General features: G+C 62.7%; 23 protein-coding genes and 1 pseudogene. 7 read left to right on the top strand and 17 right to left on the bottom strand.

The window, feature by feature from the left end; genetic code table 11:
• Positions 1-99: 99 nt before the first annotated feature.
• Positions 100-615: an OsmC family protein gene (locus tag BDK88_RS15325; RefSeq protein WP_165396976.1), complete on the bottom strand. Its 516-nt coding sequence runs from the start codon at positions 613-615 to the stop codon at positions 100-102.
• 366 nt (positions 616-981) lie between these two features.
• Here BDK88_RS15325 and BDK88_RS15320 point away from each other — a divergent pair, with 366 nt between their 5' ends.
• The gene (locus BDK88_RS15320; RefSeq protein ID WP_130501198.1) at positions 982-1,530 is read left to right on the top strand and encodes an OsmC family protein; all 549 of its coding nucleotides are present in this window, start codon (positions 982-984) and stop codon (positions 1,528-1,530) included.
• Positions 1,531-1,692: 162 nt separating this feature from the next.
• Positions 1,693-3,849: a phosphoribosylformylglycinamidine synthase subunit PurL gene (gene purL / locus BDK88_RS15315; protein WP_130501197.1), complete on the top strand. Its 2,157-nt coding sequence runs from the start codon at positions 1,693-1,695 to the stop codon at positions 3,847-3,849.
• A 141-nt stretch (positions 3,850-3,990) separates the two neighbouring features.
• On the opposite strand, the gene BDK88_RS15310 is transcribed toward purL, so the two are convergent.
• From BDK88_RS15310 to BDK88_RS15295, 4 genes are all read right to left on the bottom strand, one after another.
• A complete protein-coding gene (locus tag BDK88_RS15310) occupies positions 3,991-5,850 on the bottom strand; it encodes a PAS domain-containing sensor histidine kinase (RefSeq protein WP_130501196.1) in 1,860 nt (619 codons plus the stop codon).
• A 248-nt stretch (positions 5,851-6,098) separates the two neighbouring features.
• On the bottom strand, positions 6,099-7,256 hold the full coding sequence (locus BDK88_RS15305) for a pyridoxal phosphate-dependent aminotransferase (protein ID WP_130501195.1): 1,158 nt from the start codon (positions 7,254-7,256) through the stop codon (positions 6,099-6,101).
• 2 nt (positions 7,257-7,258) lie between these two features.
• Positions 7,259-7,744, bottom strand: a complete 486-nt coding sequence (locus BDK88_RS15300; RefSeq protein WP_008010425.1) for an Lrp/AsnC family transcriptional regulator — start codon at positions 7,742-7,744, stop codon at positions 7,259-7,261.
• A gap of 128 nt (positions 7,745-7,872) precedes the next feature.
• Complete coding sequence (locus BDK88_RS15295) at positions 7,873-8,568, bottom strand: hypothetical protein (RefSeq protein WP_130501194.1); 696 nt, start codon at positions 8,566-8,568, stop codon at positions 7,873-7,875.
• A gap of 156 nt (positions 8,569-8,724) precedes the next feature.
• Between BDK88_RS15295 and BDK88_RS15290 the strand changes: the two genes are divergently transcribed.
• Positions 8,725-8,952 (top strand): hypothetical protein, encoded by a 228-nt coding sequence (locus BDK88_RS15290; RefSeq protein WP_130501193.1) that lies wholly within the window; start codon positions 8,725-8,727, stop codon positions 8,950-8,952.
• A gap of 63 nt (positions 8,953-9,015) precedes the next feature.
• Here the strand turns inward: BDK88_RS15290 and BDK88_RS15285 are convergent, their stop codons facing one another.
• Entirely contained in the window at positions 9,016-9,465 is a 450-nt protein-coding gene (locus BDK88_RS15285; RefSeq protein ID WP_092933145.1) for a pyridoxamine 5'-phosphate oxidase family protein, read from the bottom strand.
• 199 nt (positions 9,466-9,664) lie between these two features.
• Here BDK88_RS15285 and BDK88_RS15280 point away from each other — a divergent pair, with 199 nt between their 5' ends.
• Positions 9,665-10,228, top strand: a complete 564-nt coding sequence (locus BDK88_RS15280) for a thioredoxin family protein (protein WP_130501192.1) — start codon at positions 9,665-9,667, stop codon at positions 10,226-10,228.
• Between the two features lie 165 nt (positions 10,229-10,393).
• Here BDK88_RS15280 and BDK88_RS15275 read toward each other — a convergent pair.
• Positions 10,394-11,495, bottom strand: a pseudogene (locus tag BDK88_RS15275) (NADH:flavin oxidoreductase/NADH oxidase).
• Between the two features lie 118 nt (positions 11,496-11,613).
• Between BDK88_RS15275 and BDK88_RS15270 the strand changes: the two are divergent.
• Positions 11,614-12,453 carry a BtpA/SgcQ family protein gene (locus BDK88_RS15270; RefSeq protein ID WP_130501191.1) on the top strand — a complete coding sequence of 280 codons (840 nt, stop codon included), beginning with the start codon at positions 11,614-11,616 and terminating at the stop codon, positions 12,451-12,453.
• Here BDK88_RS15270 and BDK88_RS15265 read toward each other — a convergent pair.
• The 4 genes from BDK88_RS15265 to BDK88_RS15250 all read right to left on the bottom strand — a co-directional run bounded on the left by BDK88_RS15265 (position 12,436) and on the right by BDK88_RS15250 (position 15,862).
• Entirely contained in the window at positions 12,436-13,674 is a 1,239-nt protein-coding gene (locus BDK88_RS15265; RefSeq protein WP_130501190.1) for a tripartite tricarboxylate transporter permease, read from the bottom strand. The genes BDK88_RS15270 and BDK88_RS15265 overlap by 18 nt on opposite strands.
• Positions 13,675-13,821: 147 nt before the next feature.
• The gene (rpl12p, locus tag BDK88_RS15260) at positions 13,822-14,166 is read right to left on the bottom strand and encodes a 50S ribosomal protein P1 (RefSeq protein WP_092933136.1); all 345 of its coding nucleotides are present in this window, start codon (positions 14,164-14,166) and stop codon (positions 13,822-13,824) included.
• A gap of 21 nt (positions 14,167-14,187) precedes the next feature.
• A complete protein-coding gene (locus BDK88_RS15255; protein ID WP_130501189.1) occupies positions 14,188-15,228 on the bottom strand; it encodes a 50S ribosomal protein L10 in 1,041 nt (346 codons plus the stop codon).
• 1 nt (position 15,229) lies between these two features.
• Positions 15,230-15,862 (bottom strand): 50S ribosomal protein L1, encoded by a 633-nt coding sequence (locus BDK88_RS15250; protein ID WP_008010406.1) that lies wholly within the window; start codon positions 15,860-15,862, stop codon positions 15,230-15,232.
• 250 nt (positions 15,863-16,112) lie between these two features.
• Here BDK88_RS15250 and BDK88_RS15245 point away from each other — a divergent pair, with 250 nt between their 5' ends.
• A complete protein-coding gene (locus tag BDK88_RS15245) occupies positions 16,113-16,721 on the top strand; it encodes a hypothetical protein (protein WP_130501188.1) in 609 nt (202 codons plus the stop codon).
• A 106-nt stretch (positions 16,722-16,827) separates the two neighbouring features.
• On the opposite strand, the gene BDK88_RS15240 is transcribed toward BDK88_RS15245, so the two are convergent.
• The 3 genes from BDK88_RS15240 to BDK88_RS15235 all read right to left on the bottom strand — a co-directional run bounded on the left by BDK88_RS15240 (position 16,828) and on the right by BDK88_RS15235 (position 19,377).
• The gene (locus tag BDK88_RS15240; RefSeq protein ID WP_130501187.1) at positions 16,828-17,913 is read right to left on the bottom strand and encodes a signal peptidase I; all 1,086 of its coding nucleotides are present in this window, start codon (positions 17,911-17,913) and stop codon (positions 16,828-16,830) included.
• Positions 17,914-18,049: 136 nt separating this feature from the next.
• Entirely contained in the window at positions 18,050-18,310 is a 261-nt protein-coding gene (locus BDK88_RS21825) for a nitrous oxide reductase accessory protein NosL (protein WP_242611681.1), read from the bottom strand.
• A 68-nt stretch (positions 18,311-18,378) separates the two neighbouring features.
• The gene (locus BDK88_RS15235) at positions 18,379-19,377 is read right to left on the bottom strand and encodes a hypothetical protein (protein WP_242611680.1); all 999 of its coding nucleotides are present in this window, start codon (positions 19,375-19,377) and stop codon (positions 18,379-18,381) included.
• 234 nt (positions 19,378-19,611) lie between these two features.
• Between BDK88_RS15235 and BDK88_RS15230 the strand changes: the two genes are divergently transcribed.
• Entirely contained in the window at positions 19,612-20,034 is a 423-nt protein-coding gene (locus BDK88_RS15230) for a hypothetical protein (protein WP_130501186.1), read from the top strand.
• Positions 20,035-20,571: 537 nt separating this feature from the next.
• On the opposite strand, the gene BDK88_RS15225 is transcribed toward BDK88_RS15230, so the two are convergent.
• The 3 genes from BDK88_RS15225 to BDK88_RS15215 all read right to left on the bottom strand — a co-directional run bounded on the left by BDK88_RS15225 (position 20,572) and on the right by BDK88_RS15215 (position 21,707).
• Entirely contained in the window at positions 20,572-21,054 is a 483-nt protein-coding gene (locus BDK88_RS15225) for a 50S ribosomal protein L11 (RefSeq protein ID WP_130501185.1), read from the bottom strand.
• Positions 21,055-21,136: 82 nt separating this feature from the next.
• A complete protein-coding gene (gene cutA, locus BDK88_RS15220; RefSeq protein WP_130501184.1) occupies positions 21,137-21,439 on the bottom strand; it encodes a divalent-cation tolerance protein CutA in 303 nt (100 codons plus the stop codon).
• Between the two features lie 76 nt (positions 21,440-21,515).
• The gene (locus BDK88_RS15215; RefSeq protein WP_130501183.1) at positions 21,516-21,707 is read right to left on the bottom strand and encodes an HEWD family protein; all 192 of its coding nucleotides are present in this window, start codon (positions 21,705-21,707) and stop codon (positions 21,516-21,518) included.
• Positions 21,708-21,861: the final 154 nt, after the last annotated feature.

The raw sequence follows: 21,861 nt of genomic DNA, 5'->3' as shown, positions 1-21,861 counted from the left end.
TGAACTTGAGGCGGCTCGGAAGCGACAGCGGAACGCGAGCGTTCGATCAGTCGACGTCGAGGCCAGAGTGAGTATGCACGGATCGAACGCGACGCCGCGTTACTCCGCTGTCGCGTGGTGAATGTCGACCGTCACTTCGTTCTCGAGATTGTCAAGGATGGGCGAACTCGCGTGTGCCGCCTCCTGTACCGCTTCGAGTTCGGCTGTCGATGCGGGCGACTCGATGTGTGCGGTACACTCGATGTGATCGAAGCCAGGGCGGATATCGTCGGCGAGCCCAAGGAGGCCGCGCATGTCGGCACGGCCTTCGAACTCGAGTCGAATCTCGGAAATCTCGATATCTCGCTTTGCGCCGTGGGCGGCGTAGGTAATCGTCAGACAGGTTCCGAGCGAAGACAGCAACTGCTCGAGTGCGTTCGGTGCGTCACGATGGCCGAACAACGCACCTTCCATGGTGAACTCGGGCGAGTCGACGAGCGTGCCCCCTTTCTCGATCTCACTGACGGTTGTTTCACACGTCGTGTCGCCCGTCCACTCCGTTTCTGCGAAAAACCGGAATGCCGCGTTTTCCGGATCGTCCTCGGCAGCGGCGGTGAGCTGTTCAAACTTCTCCATATCGATTCCGTTCTTCAGAGTCATGCAGATACTATCCAATACCAGGTAGCGCTGGACCGGTTGTAAACCCGGCGGAAATAGACATTATTTCCGAATGGGATGAGATAACTATACTCGACGTACAGCTCGTTCTGAGGCGTGTCGCTGAGCATGGTAGTCTCGAAAGCAGACGTACTACGGCCAGTACTGTTCGTTCAAGAGGGTTCAATAACGAGTGCCGATCGCGACCCGACCCAGGAACGCAAAATAGTCGGTGTTAAGTAGATATGAATATTGCTAGTTCTTCCTAATCCGACACCATATATTGTGACTACTTCGAAAGGGTTATCGTAGTCCGCAGACAACTGAGTATTGCACAATTTACTCATGACCAGTGTAAACGGACTCGACGTCGACGACCTCGAGTCGCTTATCGAAGGAGTCGCTGCAGAGCCAGCGCAAGCGTCGTTCACGTTCCGTGCCGAGACGGAGTGGACGGGTGGCTTCGCAAGCGAGACACGCATTAGCGACTTCGAACAGGACGGGACAACGATCGAGTCGCCGGAGTTCACCGTGACCGGCGACGAGCCAGCGGCGTTGCTCGGCGAACGGGACGGCCCGAACGCGGTCGAACACCTCCTGGCTGCCATCGGCTCGTGTCTCAGCGTGACCTACGCGGGACACGCCGCTGCGAAGGGCATCGAGATCGACGATATGCACTTCGAATTCGAGGGTGACATCGACCTACGGGGCTTCCTCGGGTTGAGCGACGACGTTCGGGCAGGGTACGAAGAGATTCGTGCCACGACCCACATCGACGCCGACGCGTCGGATGAGGAACTCGAGGCGTTACACGAGGAAGTCCTCGAGACATCACCGCTGTACGATAACGTGACGAATCAGGTATCCCTCGATTTCGATCTCGATTTCGAATAAGGACGTCACGACGCGCGTAGCCGTCGAGGACCGTCAACTCCTGCTTCGTTTTCCTGCTGTTGATCGCTCGACCGCGAGCCACCCGCTCGAGCGACCGAAACCAATATCCACGAACGTGCATATGGAAACCCCTTTACCGGCCGACTTTCATCACCTAGATGAATGAGTCTTGCCGATTCGGACCGCGAACTCGTCGTCTCCGAGTTAGACCGAGAGCCCACCCGGGCGGAGGCGGCGCTGTTCGAGAACCTCTGGAGCGAGCACTGTGCGTACCGCTCCTCGCGACCGCTGCTGTCGGCGTTCGACAGCGAGGGTGACCAGGTCGTCATCGGACCGGGCGACGACGCGGCAGTCGTTGCACTCCCCGACAGCGGCGACGGAGACGGGACCAGTGACACGTACATCACGATGGGAATCGAGAGCCACAACCACCCCTCCTACGTCGACCCGTTCGACGGCGCAGCAACCGGCGTCGGCGGCATCGTCCGGGACACGCTCTCGATGGGTGCGTACCCGATCGCGCTCGCGGACTCGCTGTACTTCGGCGAGTTCGACGACGACCACTCGAAGTATCTCTTCGAGGGCGTCGTCGAGGGGATCAGCCACTACGGGAACTGTATCGGCGTCCCCACGGTCGCCGGCAGCGTCGACTTCCACCCCAAATACGAGGGCAACCCGCTGGTCAACGTCGCCTGTGTCGGCCTGACCAACGAGGAGCGACTCGTCACCGCCGAGGCCCAGGAGCCAGGCAACAAGCTCGTCCTCGTGGGCAACGCCACCGGCCGTGACGGACTCGGCGGCGCGAGCTTCGCCAGCGAGGACCTCGCCGAAGACGCCGAAACCGAAGACCGCCCCGCAGTGCAGGTCGGCGACCCCTACGCCGAGAAGCTGCTCATCGAGGCCAACGAGGCGCTCGTCGACGAGAACCTGATCGAATCGGCCCGCGACCTCGGTGCCGCCGGCCTCGGCGGTGCCTCGAGCGAGATGGTCGCCAAAGCCGATCTCGGCGCACAGATCGAACTCGACCGCGTCCACCAGCGCGAGCCGAATATGAACGCCATGGAGATCCTGCTCGCCGAATCCCAAGAGCGGATGTGCTACGAGGTCGAGCCCGACAACGTCGACCGCGTGCGCGAGATCGTCGAGCGCTTCGATCTCGGCTGTTCGGTCATCGGCGAGGTTACCGACGGCAACTACGTCTGTACGTTCGACGGCGAGACGGTCGTCGACGTCGACGCCTACTTCCTCGGCGAAGGCGCGCCGATGAACGATCTTCCGACCGAGGAGCCCGAACAGCCCGAAACCGACCTGCCCGATGCCGATCTCGAGTCGGCGTTCGACGCCGTCGTTGCGAGTCCGAACACGGCCTCGAAGCGGTGGGTCTACCGCCAGTACGACCACGAGGTCGGTGTCCGCACGAGCGTCGGCCCGGGCGACGACGCGGCTATTATCGCAGTTCGGGAAGCCGAACAGGGACTGGCCATCTCCTCGGGTGCGGCACCCAACTGGACCGACGTCGCCCCTTACGAGGGAGCCCGCGCGGTTGCGCTCGAGAACGCGACGAACATCGCGGCCAAGGGCGCGACGCCGCTGGCTGCAGTCGACTGTCTCAACGGTGGCAACCCGGAGAAAGACGACGTCTACGGCGGCTTCACCGGTATCGTCGACGGTCTCGCCGAGATGTGTGAGACGCTGTCGACGCCGGTCGTCGGCGGGAACGTCTCGCTCTATAACGACTCCGTCGCAGGGCCGATCCCGCCGACGCCGACGCTGGCGATGGTCGGTGCCAAAGACGGCTACGACGCGCCGCCGCTGTCGGTCGAAACCGACGGCAAGCTGGTACTCGTCGGTGACCTCGGACTCGAGGCCGGCGACGTTCGGCTGGGCGGCTCCGAGTATCTCGCGCAGTTCGATGGCAGCGACCGGTTCCCCGAACTGCCCAACGAGCCGGCTGCCGTCGTCGAAACGCTGGCGGCAATCGCAAATGACGAGTCGACACTCGCCGTCCACGACATCAGCCACGGTGGCCTCGCGGTCGCACTCGCCGAGATGGTCACTGACGACGCCGGACTCGAGGTATCGCTTCCCGGCGACGATCCCGCTGGCGAGCTCTTCCACGAACAGCCCGGTCGCGCACTGATCCAGACCGAGTCGGTCGAGGCGGTTCGCGAGGCGTTCGACGGCGTCGCACCGGTCATCGAACTCGGCTCCGCGACCGACGACGGTCAGCTTACGATCGACGTCGGCGATCGAACGATCGAGACCGACGCGAGCGAAATCGCCAAGCGACGCGCGACGATCGAACGCGAACTCGAGTAACGGCCGGATCGACGGATCGATTCCGCTGGCGGTATTTATATTGGTATTTATTGGATCGATTCGACCACCGAACGATCAGTACCGGAGAGCGCTCGATGACGAGTCCGACGTCGACCACGATTCTCTCGTCGACGCGGAGGCCTACGAGAGCCGTCGCTCGAGGGTCGTGATATCTCGAATTTCGACTCGCGTGCCGCCGTTTTCGCCACTGGTGACGGTACACGTCCAGTCGTGGGCTTCGGCGATGGCACGGACGAGCGCGAGGCCGAGTCCGTCGATCGCAGTCTCATCGTCGGCGGTCGGATCGAGTACCCGATCGTGTGCAGTTGGCGGGATTTCAGCAGCATCGTCGCACATGAAAAAGCCGCGCGTTCCGTCGTCGTCGAACCCGACGAGTCCGATCTGAATCGTCACGTCGTCGTCGGCTCGCGCGGCGGCGCTGTCGAAGGCCGTCTCGAGGAGGCGAACGAATCGGTCGGGATCGGCCCGGAGCGTGGCCGTCGCGTCGACGACGAGTGCGTCCTCGTCGATCTGAGAGTCGGTGACAGCATCGCCGATCGCCGATTCGAGACGGAGGCGGCTCCGGGTGCCGACGGCCGTGGCGTTCCGGGCGAACTCGCGGACGTCGTCGACGAGGCGTTCGGCCCGGTCGAGCGTGGTCTCGACGGTATTTTCTGCCAGCGGGAACTCCCACTCATCGATATCGTCGTCTTCGAGTGCGTCGGCGACCGCTTCGAGTTGGCGCTGCAAGTCGTTCGAGAGGATGTCCGCGACGGCTTCGAGACGCTCGGTCTGGCGCTCGAGTTCGGCGGTTCGGTCTCTGAGGACTCGTTCTCTGTCGGCCCGGTCGAGCGCGGCGCGCGTGTTCTCGACGAGCGTCGAGACGAGGTCGACGTCGGTCTCGTCGAAGCGGTGAGGATCGAACGAGCCGGTCATGAGCACGCCGTGGGTACCGATAGGCGCAATGATCTCCGAGCGAAGCGGTGTCTCGGGATTGTAGAGGTCGTCAGTCTCCGAGAGGTCGTCGAATAGTTCGACGTCGCCGCCCTCGAAGACGTCCCAGACGAGGCCCTCGCCGGGGTTGAACCGCGGCAGGCCGCCGAACTCGTCGTGGGCACCGGCAGTGCCGGCGACTGGCTCGAGATAGCCGTGTTCTTGATCGAGCAACCAAATGCCGCTGATGGGTAAATCGAGCAAGTCGCTGCCCGAGTGGACGGCGATCGCACAGATCTCTTCGGGGTCGTCGGACCCGAGGAGCCACCGGGTCACCTCGTGAAGCGACGTGACGACGCGATCGTACTCGTGTTGATCGGTAATATCTCGGATGATGGCGGCGACAGTCGCCGCGTGGTCCTCGATGGGGACGAATCGGAACTCGCCCATCCGGTCGTCGCCGTCCGGGCCGATATACGGAAGGTCGAGTTGGCGACGCTCGGCGGTGCCGATGTCGATGTCGGTGATCGCCCGCCCGATCTCGACGGTATCGTCGTCGTCGATGCCCGCCAGCTCGGTCAGCGTCTCGACGTGTTCGCCGACGAGTTGCGACCGATCCGCGCCGATGACCGACTCGGTCGCGCCGTTGACGGTGACGATCTCGCGGTTGCGATCCAACGTGACGACGGCGTCGCGGATCGCCTCGACGACCGCGGCGTGTTGGGCCAGTGTCGTCTCCTGGGCCTTACGCTCGCTGACGTCGCGCATGTAGACCGAGAGCCCCGTCTCGGAGGGATAGGCGCGGGCCTCGAACCATGTCTCGAGGTGTGTGTGATAGATCTCGAAGGAGACTGGTACCTGCTCGTCCATCGCGCGGTGGAACCCGTCGGGGAACTGCGTCTCGACGGTCTGGGGGAACTCGTCCCACATGACCCGGCCGATCAGCTCCTCGCGGGAGCGTTTCAGCAGTGTCTCGGCCCGCTCGTTGAGGTAGGTGAACCGAAAGCCAGTGTCGAGCGCGAAGAAGGCGTCGGTGACGCGATCGACGATCGGGATGGAGCGCGTCATCACGACGCTGTCCCTCCACAGGCCGATCGGCTCGTCTCACTCGTGCGCTCGAGGCACACACCACTCGCAATCGCTCCCATCATCGACGGACAGTCAGCCCATTGTTTGTGAAACCCCTATTTGAGTGCCGTGACTGAGCGGCGCTGTGGGGAGTGTCCAACAGTGTCTGTCACTCGGGTTGCAACTCCATCAACGTCGCCGATCGGGACGCTCTCGTTCAATACCAGGGACCGACGCTCGAGCGCGAGTCAGGTGTGGTCCGCGACGAACGCTTCGATCCGGTTTAGCGCTTTCCGGAGGTCTTCGAGGCCGGTCGCATAGGAGACGCGCAGGTGGCCCTCGCCGACGTCACCGAAGACGTCGCCGGGGACGACCGCGACGCCCTGTTCGCGCAGGACTTCCTCGGCGAACTCCTCGGCGGTAAAGCCCTCGGGTACCTCGGGGAAGCAGTAGAACGCCCCCTTGGCCTCGAAGACGTCCATCCCGATCTCACGGAACCGCGAGAGAACGAACCGCCGCCGGCGGTCGTATTCCTCGACCATCTCCGCGACGTCGTTGTCACAGGAGTCGAGCGCCTCGAGCGCGGCGTACTGGGCCGTCGTCGGAGCCGAGAGCATCGTGTACTGGTGGATCTTGTTCATCGCACCGATGGCGTCTGCGGGCCCGAGCGCGTAGCCGAGTCGGAGACCGGTCATCGCGTGGGCCTTCGAGAAGCCGTTGAAGACGATGGTCCGCTCGCGCATCCCCTCGAGGCTCGCGATCGAGGTGTGCTCACCGTCGTAGGTGAGCTCGGCGTAGATCTCGTCGGAGAAGACCGTCAGGTCATGCTCCCGGGCGAACTCGGCGATCGGCTCTAAGTCCCCTTCGGGCATGATCGCCCCCGTTGGATTGTTGGGATAACAGAGGACGAGTACGTCGGCGTCGTCCGCACCGGCCTCCTCGAGGCCCTCGACGGTAAGCCGGAAGTCGTCTTCCTCCTTGGTTGGGACCGGCAACATCTCGCCGCCGGCGAAGATCACGCCGGGCTCGTAGGAGATGTACGCCGGCTGGGCGATCGCGACCGTGTCGCCGGGGTTGACGAACGCCCGGAAGGCCAGATCGACGGCCTCGCTCGCGCCGGCGGTGACGATGATCTCCTCGTCGGGGTCGTAGCCCAGCTCGAACCGGTCGGCGACGTAGTCGGCGATCGCCTCGCGGAGCTCGCGCTTGCCGCGGTTTGCCGTATACGAGGTTTTGCCCTGCTCTAAGGACGTGATTGCGGCGTCGCGGGCCGCCCATGGCGTCGCGAAGTCGGGTTCGCCGACGCCAAGCGAGATGACATCGTCGCGTTCCTCGGCGATTTCGAAAAACCGACGGATGCCCGACGGTGGGACCGCCTGCACGCGGTCTGACAGTTCGAACGTCATTGTCAGGGTGAATAGGAGAGGCGGTCGTCGTCCTCGCCATCACCGAGTTCGATCCCGTTTTCCTTGTAGGAGGTCATCACGTAATGGGTGACCGTCTGGGTGATCTCGGGGACGGGCGCGACCTTCTCGCTGATGAATTGGGAAACCTCGCGGATGGAGTCGCCTTCGACTTCCATATCGAAGTCGTAATCGCCGCTGACCAGCCGCAAGGCCGTGACCTGCGGGAACCGTGCGAGGCGCTCTGCGATGTCGTCGTAGCCCGTCTCGCGGTCGAGACGGACGTTCAACTCGACCTCGGCGCGGACGCGCTCGTCCTCGAGCCGATCCCAGTCGACGACCGCCTGGTAGCCACGTACCAGACCTGCTGCCTCGAGTTCCTCGATGGCTGCCTCGACCTCGGCTTCCTCGAGGTCGGTCATTCGCGCAATATCGGCCGCCGAGTATCGCGCGTTCTCACGAAGCAACTCGAGCACCTCGCGTTCGCTCATATCCCTTCGAAGCGCGAGCGCGAGTAAAGGTCTAACGTTCTTGTCGCGTTCGGCGCACCGACGACAGGCTGCGTTCCCGCGTGACTGCCCGGATGAGGCAAAGACCGTGCCGTACTCGTCGTCGAGGTTCAGCGGTAATTCTTGAACAGCAACGCCCGCACGTCGTCTTTCGTCTGGACCTGTTCGGTCGAGCCGTCGGGGAGGTCGACGGCATACCGGTAGTCCGCCGAACTCGATTCCTGCCACTTGTCGTCGTGGGTCTCGAGCAGGCTCATCATCTCGTTTAACATATCGTCATCGTCGGCCGATCCATCCCCGTCGCTGCCATCGTTGGTCGAGCCGATCGCATCAGTGCCATCAGTGCTGTCCGTCGTCGTGCCTTCGTCGACATCCGTCTCGATTCTGTCGGCTGCGTCCGTCCCAAGACCGGATTCGTCGTTCCCGTCGTCCGTCTCCGAGCCGCTCTCTGCGGATTCGTCGTCGGTCGCCGCCAGGTCAGTCACCTCGGGTTCGCGGTCGGCGTCGTCGTCCAGTCGCTTGTCGCCCGTCGTTGCCTCGTCTTCGCTGTAGGAGACTTCCTCGAGTTCGTAGGGATCGTCGTCGCCGTCGATGGCAGCGCCGACGGAGGCCGCGACGTCGTCGGTCGCCGAGGAGTCGAACTCGTCGGCGTCGAGTTCGATCTCGCCGTCGAGATTGTCGATCAGGAACTGGACGGCATCGCGTTCGCGGACGAAGCCGTACTTGCCAACGACGGATTCGGAGATCTCCTCACGGAGATGCTGAATGCAGGCGTACTGTTCGTCGGTGACCTCAAGTGTCTTCATACCCCGTCGATGATCCTGAAGGTACAAATATGTAAGTCGTCGCACCCCGTGATTCAGCAGCAGTAGATCGGTCTCGAGACGATAGCTGCGTTGACACGGCCCCAGAATGGTCGAGCACTGGATTCAAGTGATGTGAGTTGACAGATTTAGTCGGCTATGGACGATGTGCTCGAACTCGTCGATCTCGTCGCCGATTCGGAGCTCGAAGGCGTATTCGTCTGGCTGCTTCGGCTGGTCGGATTGGTTGCGGTGGTAGCCGGCCTTGGACTCTGGCTGCTGACCGACATGGGGATACTCGTCTTGCCGCTCGTCCTGATCGTCGGTGGGATCGCCTTGCTCGTCGTTCCAAGCGTCCTGCTCTCGATCGCTGAACTGTTCGGCTAGCACCGATCTGCCGATTTGTCGGTTACTGCGTCCAGTTACGGGTGGGGAGCTGTCACGGACCGATCAGGACCGAGATGGAACCTCTTTCCGTCCCGTCAGCGTGTCGGGATCGAGGCTGAAAAAGTGGAACGTGACCTCGTCTCGCGGCCGTTCGAAGATGTCGACGTGCGGGATTTGAATCGCCCACATCCCCTGTACCGCACTGGATTCGTACGGTTTCTCCTCGATATCGTCGAGCGTGCCCGTCGCGATGACGCTTTCCCACTTGCCGTCGGATCTGCCGTAGACGACAAAGGAGACGGGCTGGTCGATGAGATCGCTCTTCCGGCTGTCTTCGGGCGTCGACAGCTGATAGTACAACCGTTTCTCATCCGCGTTGTAGCCGTAGGACACCGGTATCGAAACCGGCGGCTCGTCTGACCCGGGGGCAAACGAAAGCACGCCTGTCCCACCACGACCGAGGAAGTCAGCGATCTCGTCGTCGCTCATCTGGAGCCAGCGCAACCCTTGCATATCCCGGTTGACGATCCGAGCGAAGAAAAGAGGTTGTCACGACGAGCCTGACAGTCAGCACAGGCTGTCGATCTGGCTACCAACCAGACGACGGCCCCGATCAGTGAGCAGCCAGTCACATGTCTCCGTCACCGACTAGTTGCTCGAGCCAGCCAAGCTGAGCGGGAGCGTTAAGGACGAACGACCCGAACGATCTGGCATGGTACTGATGGAATCCGACTCCGAACTCGAGGCTGGCGACGCCGCGCCAGACTTCGAACTCGAGGGTGTTGACGGGAACCCCTACTCGCTCGAGTCGTTTGTCGACAACGAGGCACTGTTGGTCGTCTTTACGTGTAATCACTGTCCGTACGCACAGGCGAAGTTCGACCTGCTGAACGACCTCTCGGCGGAGTATGACGACGTTGCGGTCGTCGGAATCAACCCCAACGATGCCGAGGAATATCCCGACGACTCGTTCGAGGCGATGCAAACGTACGTCGACGACGGAACAATCGACTACGACGCCTATCTCCGTGACGAGCGTCAGGATGTCGCCCGAGCGTACGGTGCGGTCTGCACGCCGGATCCATTCCTCTTTGCCCGGTCGGACGGCGAGTTCCGGCTGGTCTATCATGGCCGTCTCGATGACGCGCTGAACCCCGACGACGAGCCAACCAGGTTCCACATTCGGGAGGCAATCGATGCCGTACTGGCCGGCGAGGAAGTCGATCTCGAGTGGCAGCCGTCACAGGGCTGTTCGATCAAGTGGAAAGACGACTAGAGGACAGCAGACGGACTCCTGTCAGTCAGTGCCGGCCGGCCACGACCAGCAGTGTGGTTCCACCGGGACAGCGGGACAGCAGCCCGTCTCAGTCACTGACCATCTCGACAGCTGCCCTGCCGGGAAGACCGTTGTAGCGTTAGCCGACGGCAAGCGAGTCCCGAGCTATTTGTCGACGGCCCGCCGGTACTGAACCGGCCACTGTTCTGCGATGTCGTCCGGGTCGCGCTCGAGATCGCCGACAGCACGGAGCCCAAAGTACGGATCGCGCAGGAACTCCCGTCCGACGAGCACGATGTCGGTGCGGCCGTTGCGAACCAGCGCGTCGGCCTGTTGGGGTTCGGTGATGCCGCCGACCGCGCCGACGGCGACGTCGGTCCCCCTGCGGACGCGTTCAGCCAGTGGCACCTGGAAGTTTGGACCGCCAGGGGCCTCCTGTTCAGGGTGGAGTCCGCCCGAGCTAACGTCGATCAGATCGACGCCGAGGCGGGCGAGATCGTCGGCCAGCCGCATGGACTGTTCGATATTCCACGACTCGCGGACCTCGAGCCAGTCGGTGCCGGAAATGCGGACGAAAAGCGGCTTCTCGGTCGGCCAGACCTCACGGACTGCGGTGACGACTTCGCGGAGCAGTCGGGTTCGGTTCTCGAAGCTGCCGCCGTAGTTGTCCGTCCGGCGGTTCGTGACCGGCGAGAGGAACTCGTGGAGCAGATAGCCGTGGGCTGCATGCACCTCGGCGATCTCGAAGCCAGCCTCGAGCGAGCGCTCGGCCGCGGCGCGGTAGGCGTCGATCACGTCCTGAATGTCGTCCGTGTCGGCCTTGCACAGTGCCGGCCGGTCGCCGTCGAACGGTGGGTAGGCACTCGGCGACGGAGAGAGCACTTCCCAGCCACCCTCATCGGGCTGTTTCGGCACGTTACCCTCCCACGGCCGCGCTTTTGCTCGCCTTGTGACCTGCGTGGGCGAGTTGGATCCCCGGCACGGACCCCTGATCGCGGATGAACTCGGTGATCGGCTCGAGCGCTGCCGCGTGCTCGTCGCTCCAGATCCCGAGGTCGGAGGGCGTGATGCGACCGCGTGGTTCGACTGCAGTTGCCTCGGTCATGACGATGCCTGCACCACCGACAGCGCGGCTCCCGAGATGAACCTGGTGCCAGTCGGTCGCCAGCCCGTCGGGCTCACAGGAGTACTGACACATCGGAGAGACAGCGATGCGATTCGGAATCTCCGTTTCGCGCAGCGACAACGTGGAGAGCAAGTCGGCCATCGGAGAGAGATAGCCACGGCGGAGAGAAAACAGCCGTGATGGGGGAGGAGATTGCCGGCTCGAGCCCATCGTTCTCGCTACCACAGCACGTTATCCCGTTCGCGCTCTCAGCACTGGTATGACCACGCGGACAGCACTGCTCGAGCGCTTCGATACCGACCAGCCCGTCGTCGGCATGGTTCACCTGCCGGCGCTGCCCGGCGCACCGGGGTTCGACGGCGACCGCGATGCCGTCCGAGCCCGTGCGCTCGAGGACGCACGCCGACTCGCAGATAGCGGAATCAACGGGCTCATCCTCGAGAACTTCGGCGATGCACCGTTCTATCCGGATGACGTGCCGAAACACGTCGTCGCCGAAATGACGGCGATCGCGACGGACCTGACCGACGCCGTCGACGTGCCGGTCGGTATCAACGTGCTTCGCAACGACGCTGAGGCAGCGCTGTCGATCGCCGCAGCCGTTGATGCCGCGTTCGTCCGTGTCAACGTCCACGTCGGTACCGCCGCGACGGACCAAGGGGTCCTCGAGGGCCGCGCCCACGAAACGCTTCGGCTCCATGATCGGCTCGCAACCAACGTCGCGATCCTTGCGGATGTCCACGTCAAACACGCGACGCCAGTCGGCGAGCAACCGATCGATCGGGCAGCGCTCGAGACGGTCGACCGCGGCAAGGCAGACGGCGTGATCGTCTCCGGACCAGGTACGGGCGTCGAAACACCGCTCGCGGACGTCGAGTCCGTCGCCGACACGCTCGCAGCGCACGGTCACGATCGGGTCCCGGTGTTCGTCGGCAGCGGTGTGACGAGTGAAACGGTCGGCGACTGTCTCGCGGCGGGCGCGGACGGCGTCATCGTGGGGACCGCGCTCAAAGCGGGCGGAAAGACGACCGCACCGGTCGCCAGCGAGCGCGTCGCGGACCTCGTCGCTGCAGCTCGGAACTCAGAGCCCGAGCAGTAGCGGGCCGATCAGGACACCCATCAGATGAACACGGCGGGCCCCCAGTTGAACCGGCACCATCCCGACTGTGGCCGCAGCGAGGAAGATCGCGATTCCCACTACGCCGGTAAACAGATACGAAAGGACGAGCAACAGCGCGAGAGCGGCTCCCGACAGCTGCCAGTAGGGAAGTCGACCGACGAACTCGAGATAGGCATCTCCAACGACGAGTACGAGCGCGAAGCCGGCGAGACCCGCGAGCACGACGGCCGCAAGCAGGATCGGGAGCTCGAGTGGTACGCCCAGACTGTCGACGGCGACCAGCACGCCGGTCCGGGGCTGGCCGATGGCAACCAGCGCAAAGAGAGCGAAGATCGTGTTTGCGGTGTCGACGCCGCTGGTCGCGACGATATATCCTCGATCGGTGGCTCCGTCCGGGACGACGACGAGCACCGCAACGGCCGCGATCGCCGCCGTGATACCGGGGAGATAGCCGACTGCGGCACCCGCGAGCGTCCCGGCAAGCGCCGTTAGCCCGACGAGCCCGCGCGACATTGTGATCCCGGAGCCGTCCTGACTCGGAAGACCACTCCCACGAACCGCGTCGATCAACACCGGTGCCCCGAAGAGGCCAGCAAACAGCGGCGCGAGGGTGCCGCCAGCCTCGAGCGGGGCCGCCGGTGACAGATCCAGCGTGAGCGCGCCGAGCCCGGTCGCCAGCCCGAACGAAAGCAGGCCGCCAAGGCGGCGTCGCCACGTCGGTTCCGATGCGACCAGCGCGGTCACGATCATCGCGAGTATCAGTGACAGCTGTGCCCGTATCGTCGGGTAGACGGCCGTTATGACCCGGGTTACGGGAACGGCAAGCGGCACCGCGGCGAGGACAGCGAGCAGACTGCCGAGCGCAGAGAGCCTGATCGCTTCGTAGCCTCGTCCCTCGAGGACCAGCCGATGACCCGGCAGCGCAGTGACGGCCATCTCCGCATCGGGAACGCCGAGTGCCATCGCCGGCACGGCGTTCAGGAAGGTGTGGACGACACCGGCGGAGAGCATCGCACAGCCGACGAACAGCGGTGGGCCGGGGACTGACGGTGCGATTCCCGCCAGCAGGAGTGCAAAGTTGTTGGCATGCAGTCCCGGAACGAGTCCGCTACAGGTCCCACACAGCGATCCGGCGAGCACCCACGCAAACAACTGCAGTGTCAGCGCCGGCTTGACGACGACCTCGACCGGGGCAGGCATCGCTGACTCTGGCCGCGCCTTCACGTATAAGCACTCGGCCACGCGGAGCCGCGGGTCAGTGCCTACAGCCGCGGGTGTCGCCACTCATCCGCGAGCCCAAGAAAAAATCGGTGTGTGCAACTCGTCGAAACCGGGTCGACGGAGACGTTATCCGAAGAGTTCGCCGAGGCCCTCGCCGCTGGCCTCTTCGTCCTCTTCTTCTTCGTCTTCGTCCGCCGTGTCCGGCACGTCGCTGGTCTCTTCAGCCTCGTCGCCGTCGTCGTCGCCACCTTCCGCGGCTGCGGCACCGCCTGCGGCGGCTCCGCCAGCGGGGACGGCAGCGGCTTCCTCGACGGCCTCGTCGATGTCGACGTCCTCGAGCGCGGCGACGAGCGCCTTGACGCGGGACTCTTCGACGTCGACGCCGGCAGCGTCGAGCACGTTCGTGAGGTTGTCTTCGTTGATCTCTTCGCCCGATTCGTTCAGGATGAGTGCAGCGTATACGTATTCCATTGGTGTATCCTCCGTGAGTCGTTATCCGAACATTTCGCCGAGACCGGCTGCGCCGTCGCCGCCGTCTTCGTCGTCGTCATCGTCGGCGTCGGCGTCCTCGGTCTCAGTCTCGTCTTCGGTCTGGTCGTCTGCCGATTCGTCCTCGTCGTCGGCTGCCGCCGGAGCGGCCGCCTCGACGTCCTGAAGCTCCTCAGGGAGTGCCTCCTCGTCGTCGATCTGGGTCGCGAGCGCACGCAGCTGTGCGTCGGCCTTGCTGACGAGGTCGGGCATGAGGGCTTCGTCCTCGATCGCGGCCTGCAGGCCGAGGCTCTTGGCCTCGCCCGTGGCCTTGGCGATGAGCGTCGGTGCGGTCGCCGCGGTCGGGAAGCTCGCGTTGATCGAGAGGTTCTGGGCGCGAGCAGCGGCCGTCGACACGTCGCTCTGGTAGGCTTCGACGTCGATGTCGAGGTCCGCGGGGTCGAACAGGACACCGTCAGCGATGACGGCGCGCAGGTCGAGCCCGACTTCCTTGGGTTCGATACCCAACTCGTTGAGGACGTTCGACAGATCTGCAGAGACTTCCTCGCCGGCCTCTAAGACCGTCGAGTCCTCCATGACCTGGATCGAACCCTCTTCGATGCGTGCGTTCGCGCCGATGCTCTGGAGTTCGCCGACAAACGGCCCCGGGTCGACACCGGTGTCCCCTTCGGGGATCACGATGTCGTTGGGTGCGACCTCGCCCTCGTTGATCGGAGCGGGCGTCTTCGACGCCTCGAGCTCCTTGTACAGCGAGAACGGGTTCTCGTTCGTGCCGATGATTCCGACCTGTCCCTCGATGTGTTCGACGAGGTCGTCGAGGCCGGCGTCCTCAAGCGCACGGACCTGCAGCGTGTTGCGGCTGACGCGCAACTCGGCGGTGCCGTGCAGGTCGCGGCGCATGTCCTGAAGCTGCTTCGAAGGAATGCCGGCGATGCCGACGATGCCGACGCTCTCGTACTCGCCGATGATCTCGGCAAGCTCGTCGACTTCCTCTTTCTTCCACTGGGGAAGGTTCTCGGTTTTGCGTTCAGCCTGTGCGCTCATTCTAGGCCACCTCCACGGACGGCCCCATCGTCGTCTTCACGTAGACGGCGTCGATGTTCTGGGGCCCCTTCTCGAGGTCGGCGTGCAGGCGACGCAGGATGACGTCGATGTTGTCGGCGATCGCTTCGGCATCCATGTCTTCGGCACCGACGAGGGTGTGGAAGGTTCGTCGGTCACCGGAGCGAAGCTGCACGGTGTTTTTGAGCCGGTTGACGGTTTCGACGACGTCGTCGTCGGGTGCGAGCGGGTCCGGCATCTTACCGCGGGGACCAAGAATGGTACCCAGGTGCCGGGCGATGTCTTGCATCATCGCCTCTTCGGCGATGAAGAAGTCCGTCTCGTCGGCCATGTCCTTGGCCTCGTCGTCGTCCAGATCGGCCACGTCGTCTCCCGAGAGGACCTCGTCCGCTGCCTCTTCGGCACGGACTGCGGTTTCTCCCTCGGCGATGACGACGATGCGAGTTTCCTGTCCGGTTCCGGACGGAAGGACGATCGACTCGTCAACGCGGTTCGACGGTTCGTTCAGGTCTAGGTCGCGCAGATTAATCGCGAGGTCGACCGTCTCGGTAAAGTTCCGATCGGGCGAATCCTCGAGTGCGCGGGCTACTGCTGTTTCAATATCCGAATCTGCCATCGTTCACCTCCGTAGTACGCAGGAGTGCTCCTACGGGTCAGTGAAACAGGCGATGCCTGTCTCCGTTGAACCAAGTGTCATCGCAGACTTAAACCCGTCGAACTACCCGCGTGCTCGGGTGTGACCGCGTCTCATCACGATCATCCTTCAAATGCAGGCCGGACCGATACGGACGACTGTCTCGCTGTCAAACGGAATGTCATCCTTACAATCAAAAGTTCTATTATAAGCTCCCGTGTAATATACGTCGATGTGGCCATTAGACTTATATACTATCGGTGGGCGCCCAGGGCTGGGGTCGGCCGTCTCGCTGTCCGGCGCGGATGGCACGATCGCAGCGTATCGATCGCTCGAGCCGTTCGTTCGGGTTGGAATCCAGTTCGTCGTCGCTGTGCTCGTCACGACGATCGTGCTCGGGTTGCTCCATCGGTACGGGAGCAAAGCGGTCCGGAAATCGCGACAGAGCCCCGTAATCTCGATCGGGATCGGTGGCCCGAGTCTGCTCGTTGTCAGCGGTCTCGCGGGGACGGGCTATCTTATCGTCGACACCAGTATCGGGGTGTTCTTCGGCATCCCGCTGGTCATTCTCGGAGCGGCGGTCATTCCGGTGGTACTTGCGATCGGGCTCGCCGCGATCGGCCGGACGATCGCCTCGCGGCTCGGCACTGACCGGCTGTGGGTTGGCATCGTCGTCGGCTCGCTCGTAAGCGGGCTCGCCGGGCTGGCACTACCGGCGACCATCGCGGTTGCTGGTCTCGCCGGCGCGCTCGGGCTCGGTGCAAGCATTCGCGTGCTGTTCAGCGGTGCTGGGACGGCACGACCTGACGAGCGAACTGTCCCGCCCGCGAACAAAATATAGGGCGCTAGTGAAGGCAGCACTGACGTACTCCGTTGCTGTTGCTTTGGTACCCTTTCTAAGCCTCGTATTGGGTTCTCAGATGAGTTTTGAATCTGGTAAGAGTGGTTCAGTCGCGATCACGGATCTGCTCAATGACGAGGAGACGACCGGAGACGTATGCGCCACCGCCAAGCGAGGCGACGATCATCCCGTATGGCAGCCATGGGTGAACGCCATAGAGCCAGCCGATCACGGATCGAGGCAACACGTGGATATACCGCCGCTCGTAGATCGATCGCTCGAAGTGGCCCGTTTCTTCAGGTGCCTCGAGCGTCGCCTCAACGGCTGCGCTGTCCTTTCCTGACACTACCACTGTCTCTCGTTCGAGGGCGACTCCCTCGCTCGACTCGAGGTAGACGACGATCGGCGTGAATCCGGTATTCGAGATTCGATACGTCGTCTCGGTAGTCCCCCCGGGCTCAACAATCAGATTGCCGTCGGGTGCCGGCTGTGAGCTGACGAGTGTCATCGATTGCGCTCCTGCGGGAACCAGCATCGCCGCCGCCGCACCGACCATCATAACGAGTGTGAACGCGATAACTAGTTGATGGAAACTGAGATCCAGGTCGTCGATTCGCTCTCGCGTGTCAAGTGCCGACTGATCCCTGTCGCGGACGGTTTCGACGGCGTACCCGACAAGCGAGATCACGAGGAGCGCAGTGGCGACGCCGTTGATGCCATTGAGCCGGATGCCGGTCAGATCCCACACCCATTGCTGTGCGGTAATCACAGCCGCATCCAGGTTGGCCGCTCCCGCTCCTAATGCTGGGATCGTGAGGACCGTCCCGCCGAGTTGCATGGCTCTCGCGACGATTCGATCCTCGGTGACGGGTGGATCACCTTGGTCTTGATCGGTCACTGGGTTCGCATCGCCACGCGTTACGTAGCCGGCTGCGGTCTCGTTGACAACGCGATGAGTTACCAGTTCACCATCGGTCGCCTCATAGACGATGACATCACCCGAACTCGGGTCCTCTGTGACGGCGGCCGGAACAGCGACAAAGCCGTCGTTGGCGTCGATTGTTGGCTCCATACTGTCGCTGGTGACGTAGCCGAGCAGGATCGGCTGGCCGAGTAACTGGCCGACAAGGAGCGCCGCAACTGCGAGAATCAAGATTATCTTGAGCAGCCGTGTGGTAGTTCGGAGTATCATGGTGTGTCGGTCTACGAGAGCGGCCAGCCGCCGACGAGCGGCGGTTGGCGCGGCTCGCGGTGCTGGAGCAGGTATGCTTAGTTGAATCTAGGGCGATATTTTTCAGCGATGCCGGCGTCGAAGTTGTCGAACGTGATTATAGCTTCCTCACCGTGAGGTCATCGTCGCTGTTGACGTAGCCGACGGCGTCGTCGTTGGTAGTAAACGCACGTGGATTTCCGCCCATCGCCCCGTATGAGGTGTCATAGTCGAGGACGAAGTACGCCTCGTGTGCGTTGATGAGATCAGTCCCGTCGCCGGCGCGCTCGCCACTGCTGTCAAGGTCGGTGTAGTCGACGACCCAAGCCCCTTCAATTGGTTCATCGGGGACATCAACATGGTTGCCGTCGTACTTCATGGGATCGACGGCGTAGGTAACCAGACACCCGGTGGAACAAAACTCCATCCGGTCGCCGTTCACGTGGGTTAGTTGCGCGTGGGCAGTATCCCAGATTTCGTATCCATTCCGCAGACGGCACACTTTGCGTTGCCGAACGTGATTGGCGCGTCCTCAACTTCCAGAGTCCCGCTGGCCTCCGCCGTCGACTCGCCGTATTCGACCCCAGCCGACCAGTCGGTTCCGTCGAAGCGCAGTGGACCGTGGCGGCCGGTCACGATGTTCCCCTCCTCCAGATCGTTATAGACTGTCGGGACATCGAATGTCGCTTCCGCTGGTTCGTCTTTGGGTACCGTAACGGTCTGTTCGTCGACAAGCTCGTCTTCCACATTGAGGGTCACGGTCGCCTCGCCGCTGTAGTCGCCGTCGGAGACAGTCGCCGTGGCGGTGAAGTGATTATCCGAGCCGACGGTGACTTGTCCGGGCGCGCTGACAGAGAGATTCTCGCCACCTTTGGTAACCTCCTCTTCATCGCTCTCGTCTCCAGTTCCTCCGTTAGCGTCACCGGGCGAGGCAACGAACATTACAGTTCGATCCCCATCGTCGGCTTCAGCGTCAGGTAAGGCCTGTTGAAGATTGTCGTGATCGGTCGTATCGGCGCGAACAGTGATCGGCATGCTGTTGTCGCCCGAGACACCTTCGAGCGGGACACTGTTTTCCTTGCCAACGATCGAGCTGCCGTCGTACCGATAATCGAGAACAGCGTCCGTATCGTCGCCGAGCCAGTCCTGGTCCTTGACGTGGACGTTGATAGCCTGCGTTTCCGTGTTCGTCACCCGAAGCAGGTCGTCGAATCGAATCCAACCGTGCTTGTGAAGATCGTCGAGGATCAACCTGATTGGATTGGTGTCCACGACGTACTCGCTTGCGTCTCCCGCATAGTCGTCGTTTAGTTCGACGTGAAAGTGACCGTTTCCGGTCCCGATCGAAACGGTGTGGCCGACACCGGACGCACTGAACGCACTCGTGCCGAACAGCAGTCCGGCACCACCAGTCGCCGACCCAAACAGGAACAGACGTCGTTTCATGCTAGATCCCCCCGGTCGATCGTCCGCAGTGTTCCGTCGGTCGAGCCTGGATCGCCCGTTGACTGTCGTTTGTCGCCATGCTGTGGTTGAGCGGTTCAGCCCATATTGATTAACAATTTGTGGTGTATTTATCGAATGAGTGGATCTTATTGTGAAAATATCTGGTTCCCCGAATGATTGTTCGACAATTGGACCACAACGATCATAGTAGACGAAACGGCTCACTTCAGAACGATGAACCTAACACGACGGCGGCTGTTCGCTGCGCTTGCGGCCGGGTCATCGATTCCACTTCTCGTCGGGACCAGCAGCGTCTCCCGTGTCGGTGCCGGCCACACGGCCAGCATCGACACGTCTGAGAGCGAATCGTACCTCTCGCTTGAGGGTGCCGCCCTGCAGGAGCCGGTTGCCGAATCGGAGGCGACGGTGACGATGGATTCCCAACTCGAGGACATGACAGTGACGTCACTCGACGCCGACGCGTTCGCATTTGATCCGGCTCCGCCAATTTCGCTCGAGGAGCCAGTCTCGGTGGCGGTCACGCTCACTGACGCGGAACCTGGTGTCGTCACTGATACCGTCACGATCGGTCTCGAAGGGCCGAGCGTTCGCGCTGTCGTCGAACAGGACCTTCACGTCGAGAGACAACAGGGATAGATTCGTCACCGTCTCCTCCCGAAACAGCAGCCACCGAGTCAAATTTCTAGCAGGTCAAATCAGGCGGACTGACCCAGAACCGTGGGGACTGTTACAGCTCTCGTTTCGAGAGGCGCTAGAGGAAGCGAGGGAACGCCGCTCGAGTAGTCAATGGATTGCTGACAGTGGGAACGTTTCGACCCAGCCACTAGCGACGGTTGGTTTTTAATCGAAGAAATGCTTCGGTCAGCGACACTCGGAGGTATCCTTCGTTGCCAGTTCACGTCCTAGCAACACGAACGTGACGATTGAGTCCCTGGCAGCCGGACGTAGCCACGACACAAACCGAACCGCCCACCATCGCGGTGGGCTCTACAGTCGACACGCTCGGTTGTCGAGCACTGTGCAAATGCGTCGTGAACTCGAGAGTCGTGGTCAACGTGACGTGGCCGCACGTGCGAAAACGCTGCGACGTGCGAGGTATCCACCGTCGATGGTAGGTCGACTGTGCGGGTACTACAAGAGACGCAGGCACCCGCGTGCCGAACGGGACCGTGATTAGGCGTCTGCTGCAAGCACGTCGTCGTACTCGCCGCTGTCGACGCGCTCTTTGAATTCGCGAGCGTCGTTGCCCTCGATGGTGACGCCCATCGAGGCACAGGTACCGACGACCTCCTTCGCGGCGTTGATCGTATCGTAGGCGAGCAGGTCGGGGTGTTTCTGCTCGGCGATCTTCTTGACCTGATCGACGGAGAGGTCAGCGACGAAGTCCTCCTGGGGCTCGCCGCTGCCGGTCTCGAAACCGGCCTCGTCCTTGACAAGCGCCGCCGTCGGTGGGACACCGACGTCGATCTCGAAGGAACCGTCGTCGTCGTAGTCGACTGTGACGGGGACTTCGGTCCCGTCAAACGCCTCGGTCTGATCGTTGATCTCCTGTACGACAGCCTGCACGTCGACGGGGGTCGGTCCGAGCTCGGGACCGAGCGGTGGGCCAGGGTTGGCCTGGCCACCCGGAACGAGCACTTCGATGGTTCCAGCCATACCCATCACAACCCGTGCGCGAGTTTTAAGGGTTGCTAATTCAGCCAATCATCGTCTGTGACCGTCTGTCGCACCCGCGTGACTACTCGACGCTGTCTGCTCGCCACGCCGCAAACGACTCGAGGACGTCGCTCTCGTCGAATCGCTCGATGCAGGGGACGTCGTACGGATGCAGCTCCTGAACGCGTGTGACGAGGTCGTCGTAGGCGTCGTCAGTCGTCTTCGCCAGCAAGATTACTTCCTCGTCGCGATGAACGTCGCCCTCCCAGCGGTACGTCGAGGTCGTCTCGAACTGGTTGACGCAGGCGGCAAGTCGCGCGTCGACGAGCTGTTTGGCGATGTCGTCGGCCGCTTCGGGTGGGGCCGTAATGTAGACGGTCGGCATAGCAGGGGCTACGCTCGAGCCGGAGAAAAACGCACTGTCGTCGCGCGGCTATCGCCGTCGTGTGGGTGGTCGACCGTTAGTTATCGGAGTCGTCGACCGGATTGAACGTGCCGTTGATATCCCACTCGTGGAGGCAGTGTGGATTGCCAACCTGTTTGTCGCCGTCTTCGCGGGCAAGTTGCCACGCTTCCAGGTCGTCGTCCCATACTTCGCTGCGGCCGCAGATTTCGCAGACTCGTGCGGTCGGTGTTCGTACCTGTGCGCTCATTACCCACCCGTGGGAACTCGACACATATAACAGTATTCGTGTGCGGCAAGCACAGAGCCGTCGCTTGCGGGTCGGTAATCCCACCAGAAATCAAAGTCCATGCGATCACGCAGGTCGGACGACGGTACGCAACGCATCGCCGCTCGGACAACCG

The organism is Natrinema hispanicum (genome assembly GCF_004217335.1).
Lineage (GTDB): Archaea > Halobacteriota > Halobacteria > Halobacteriales > Natrialbaceae > Natrinema > Natrinema hispanicum.
Note: the sequence above shows the minus strand (reverse complement) of the source record. Positions and strands in the feature narration are given on the sequence as shown.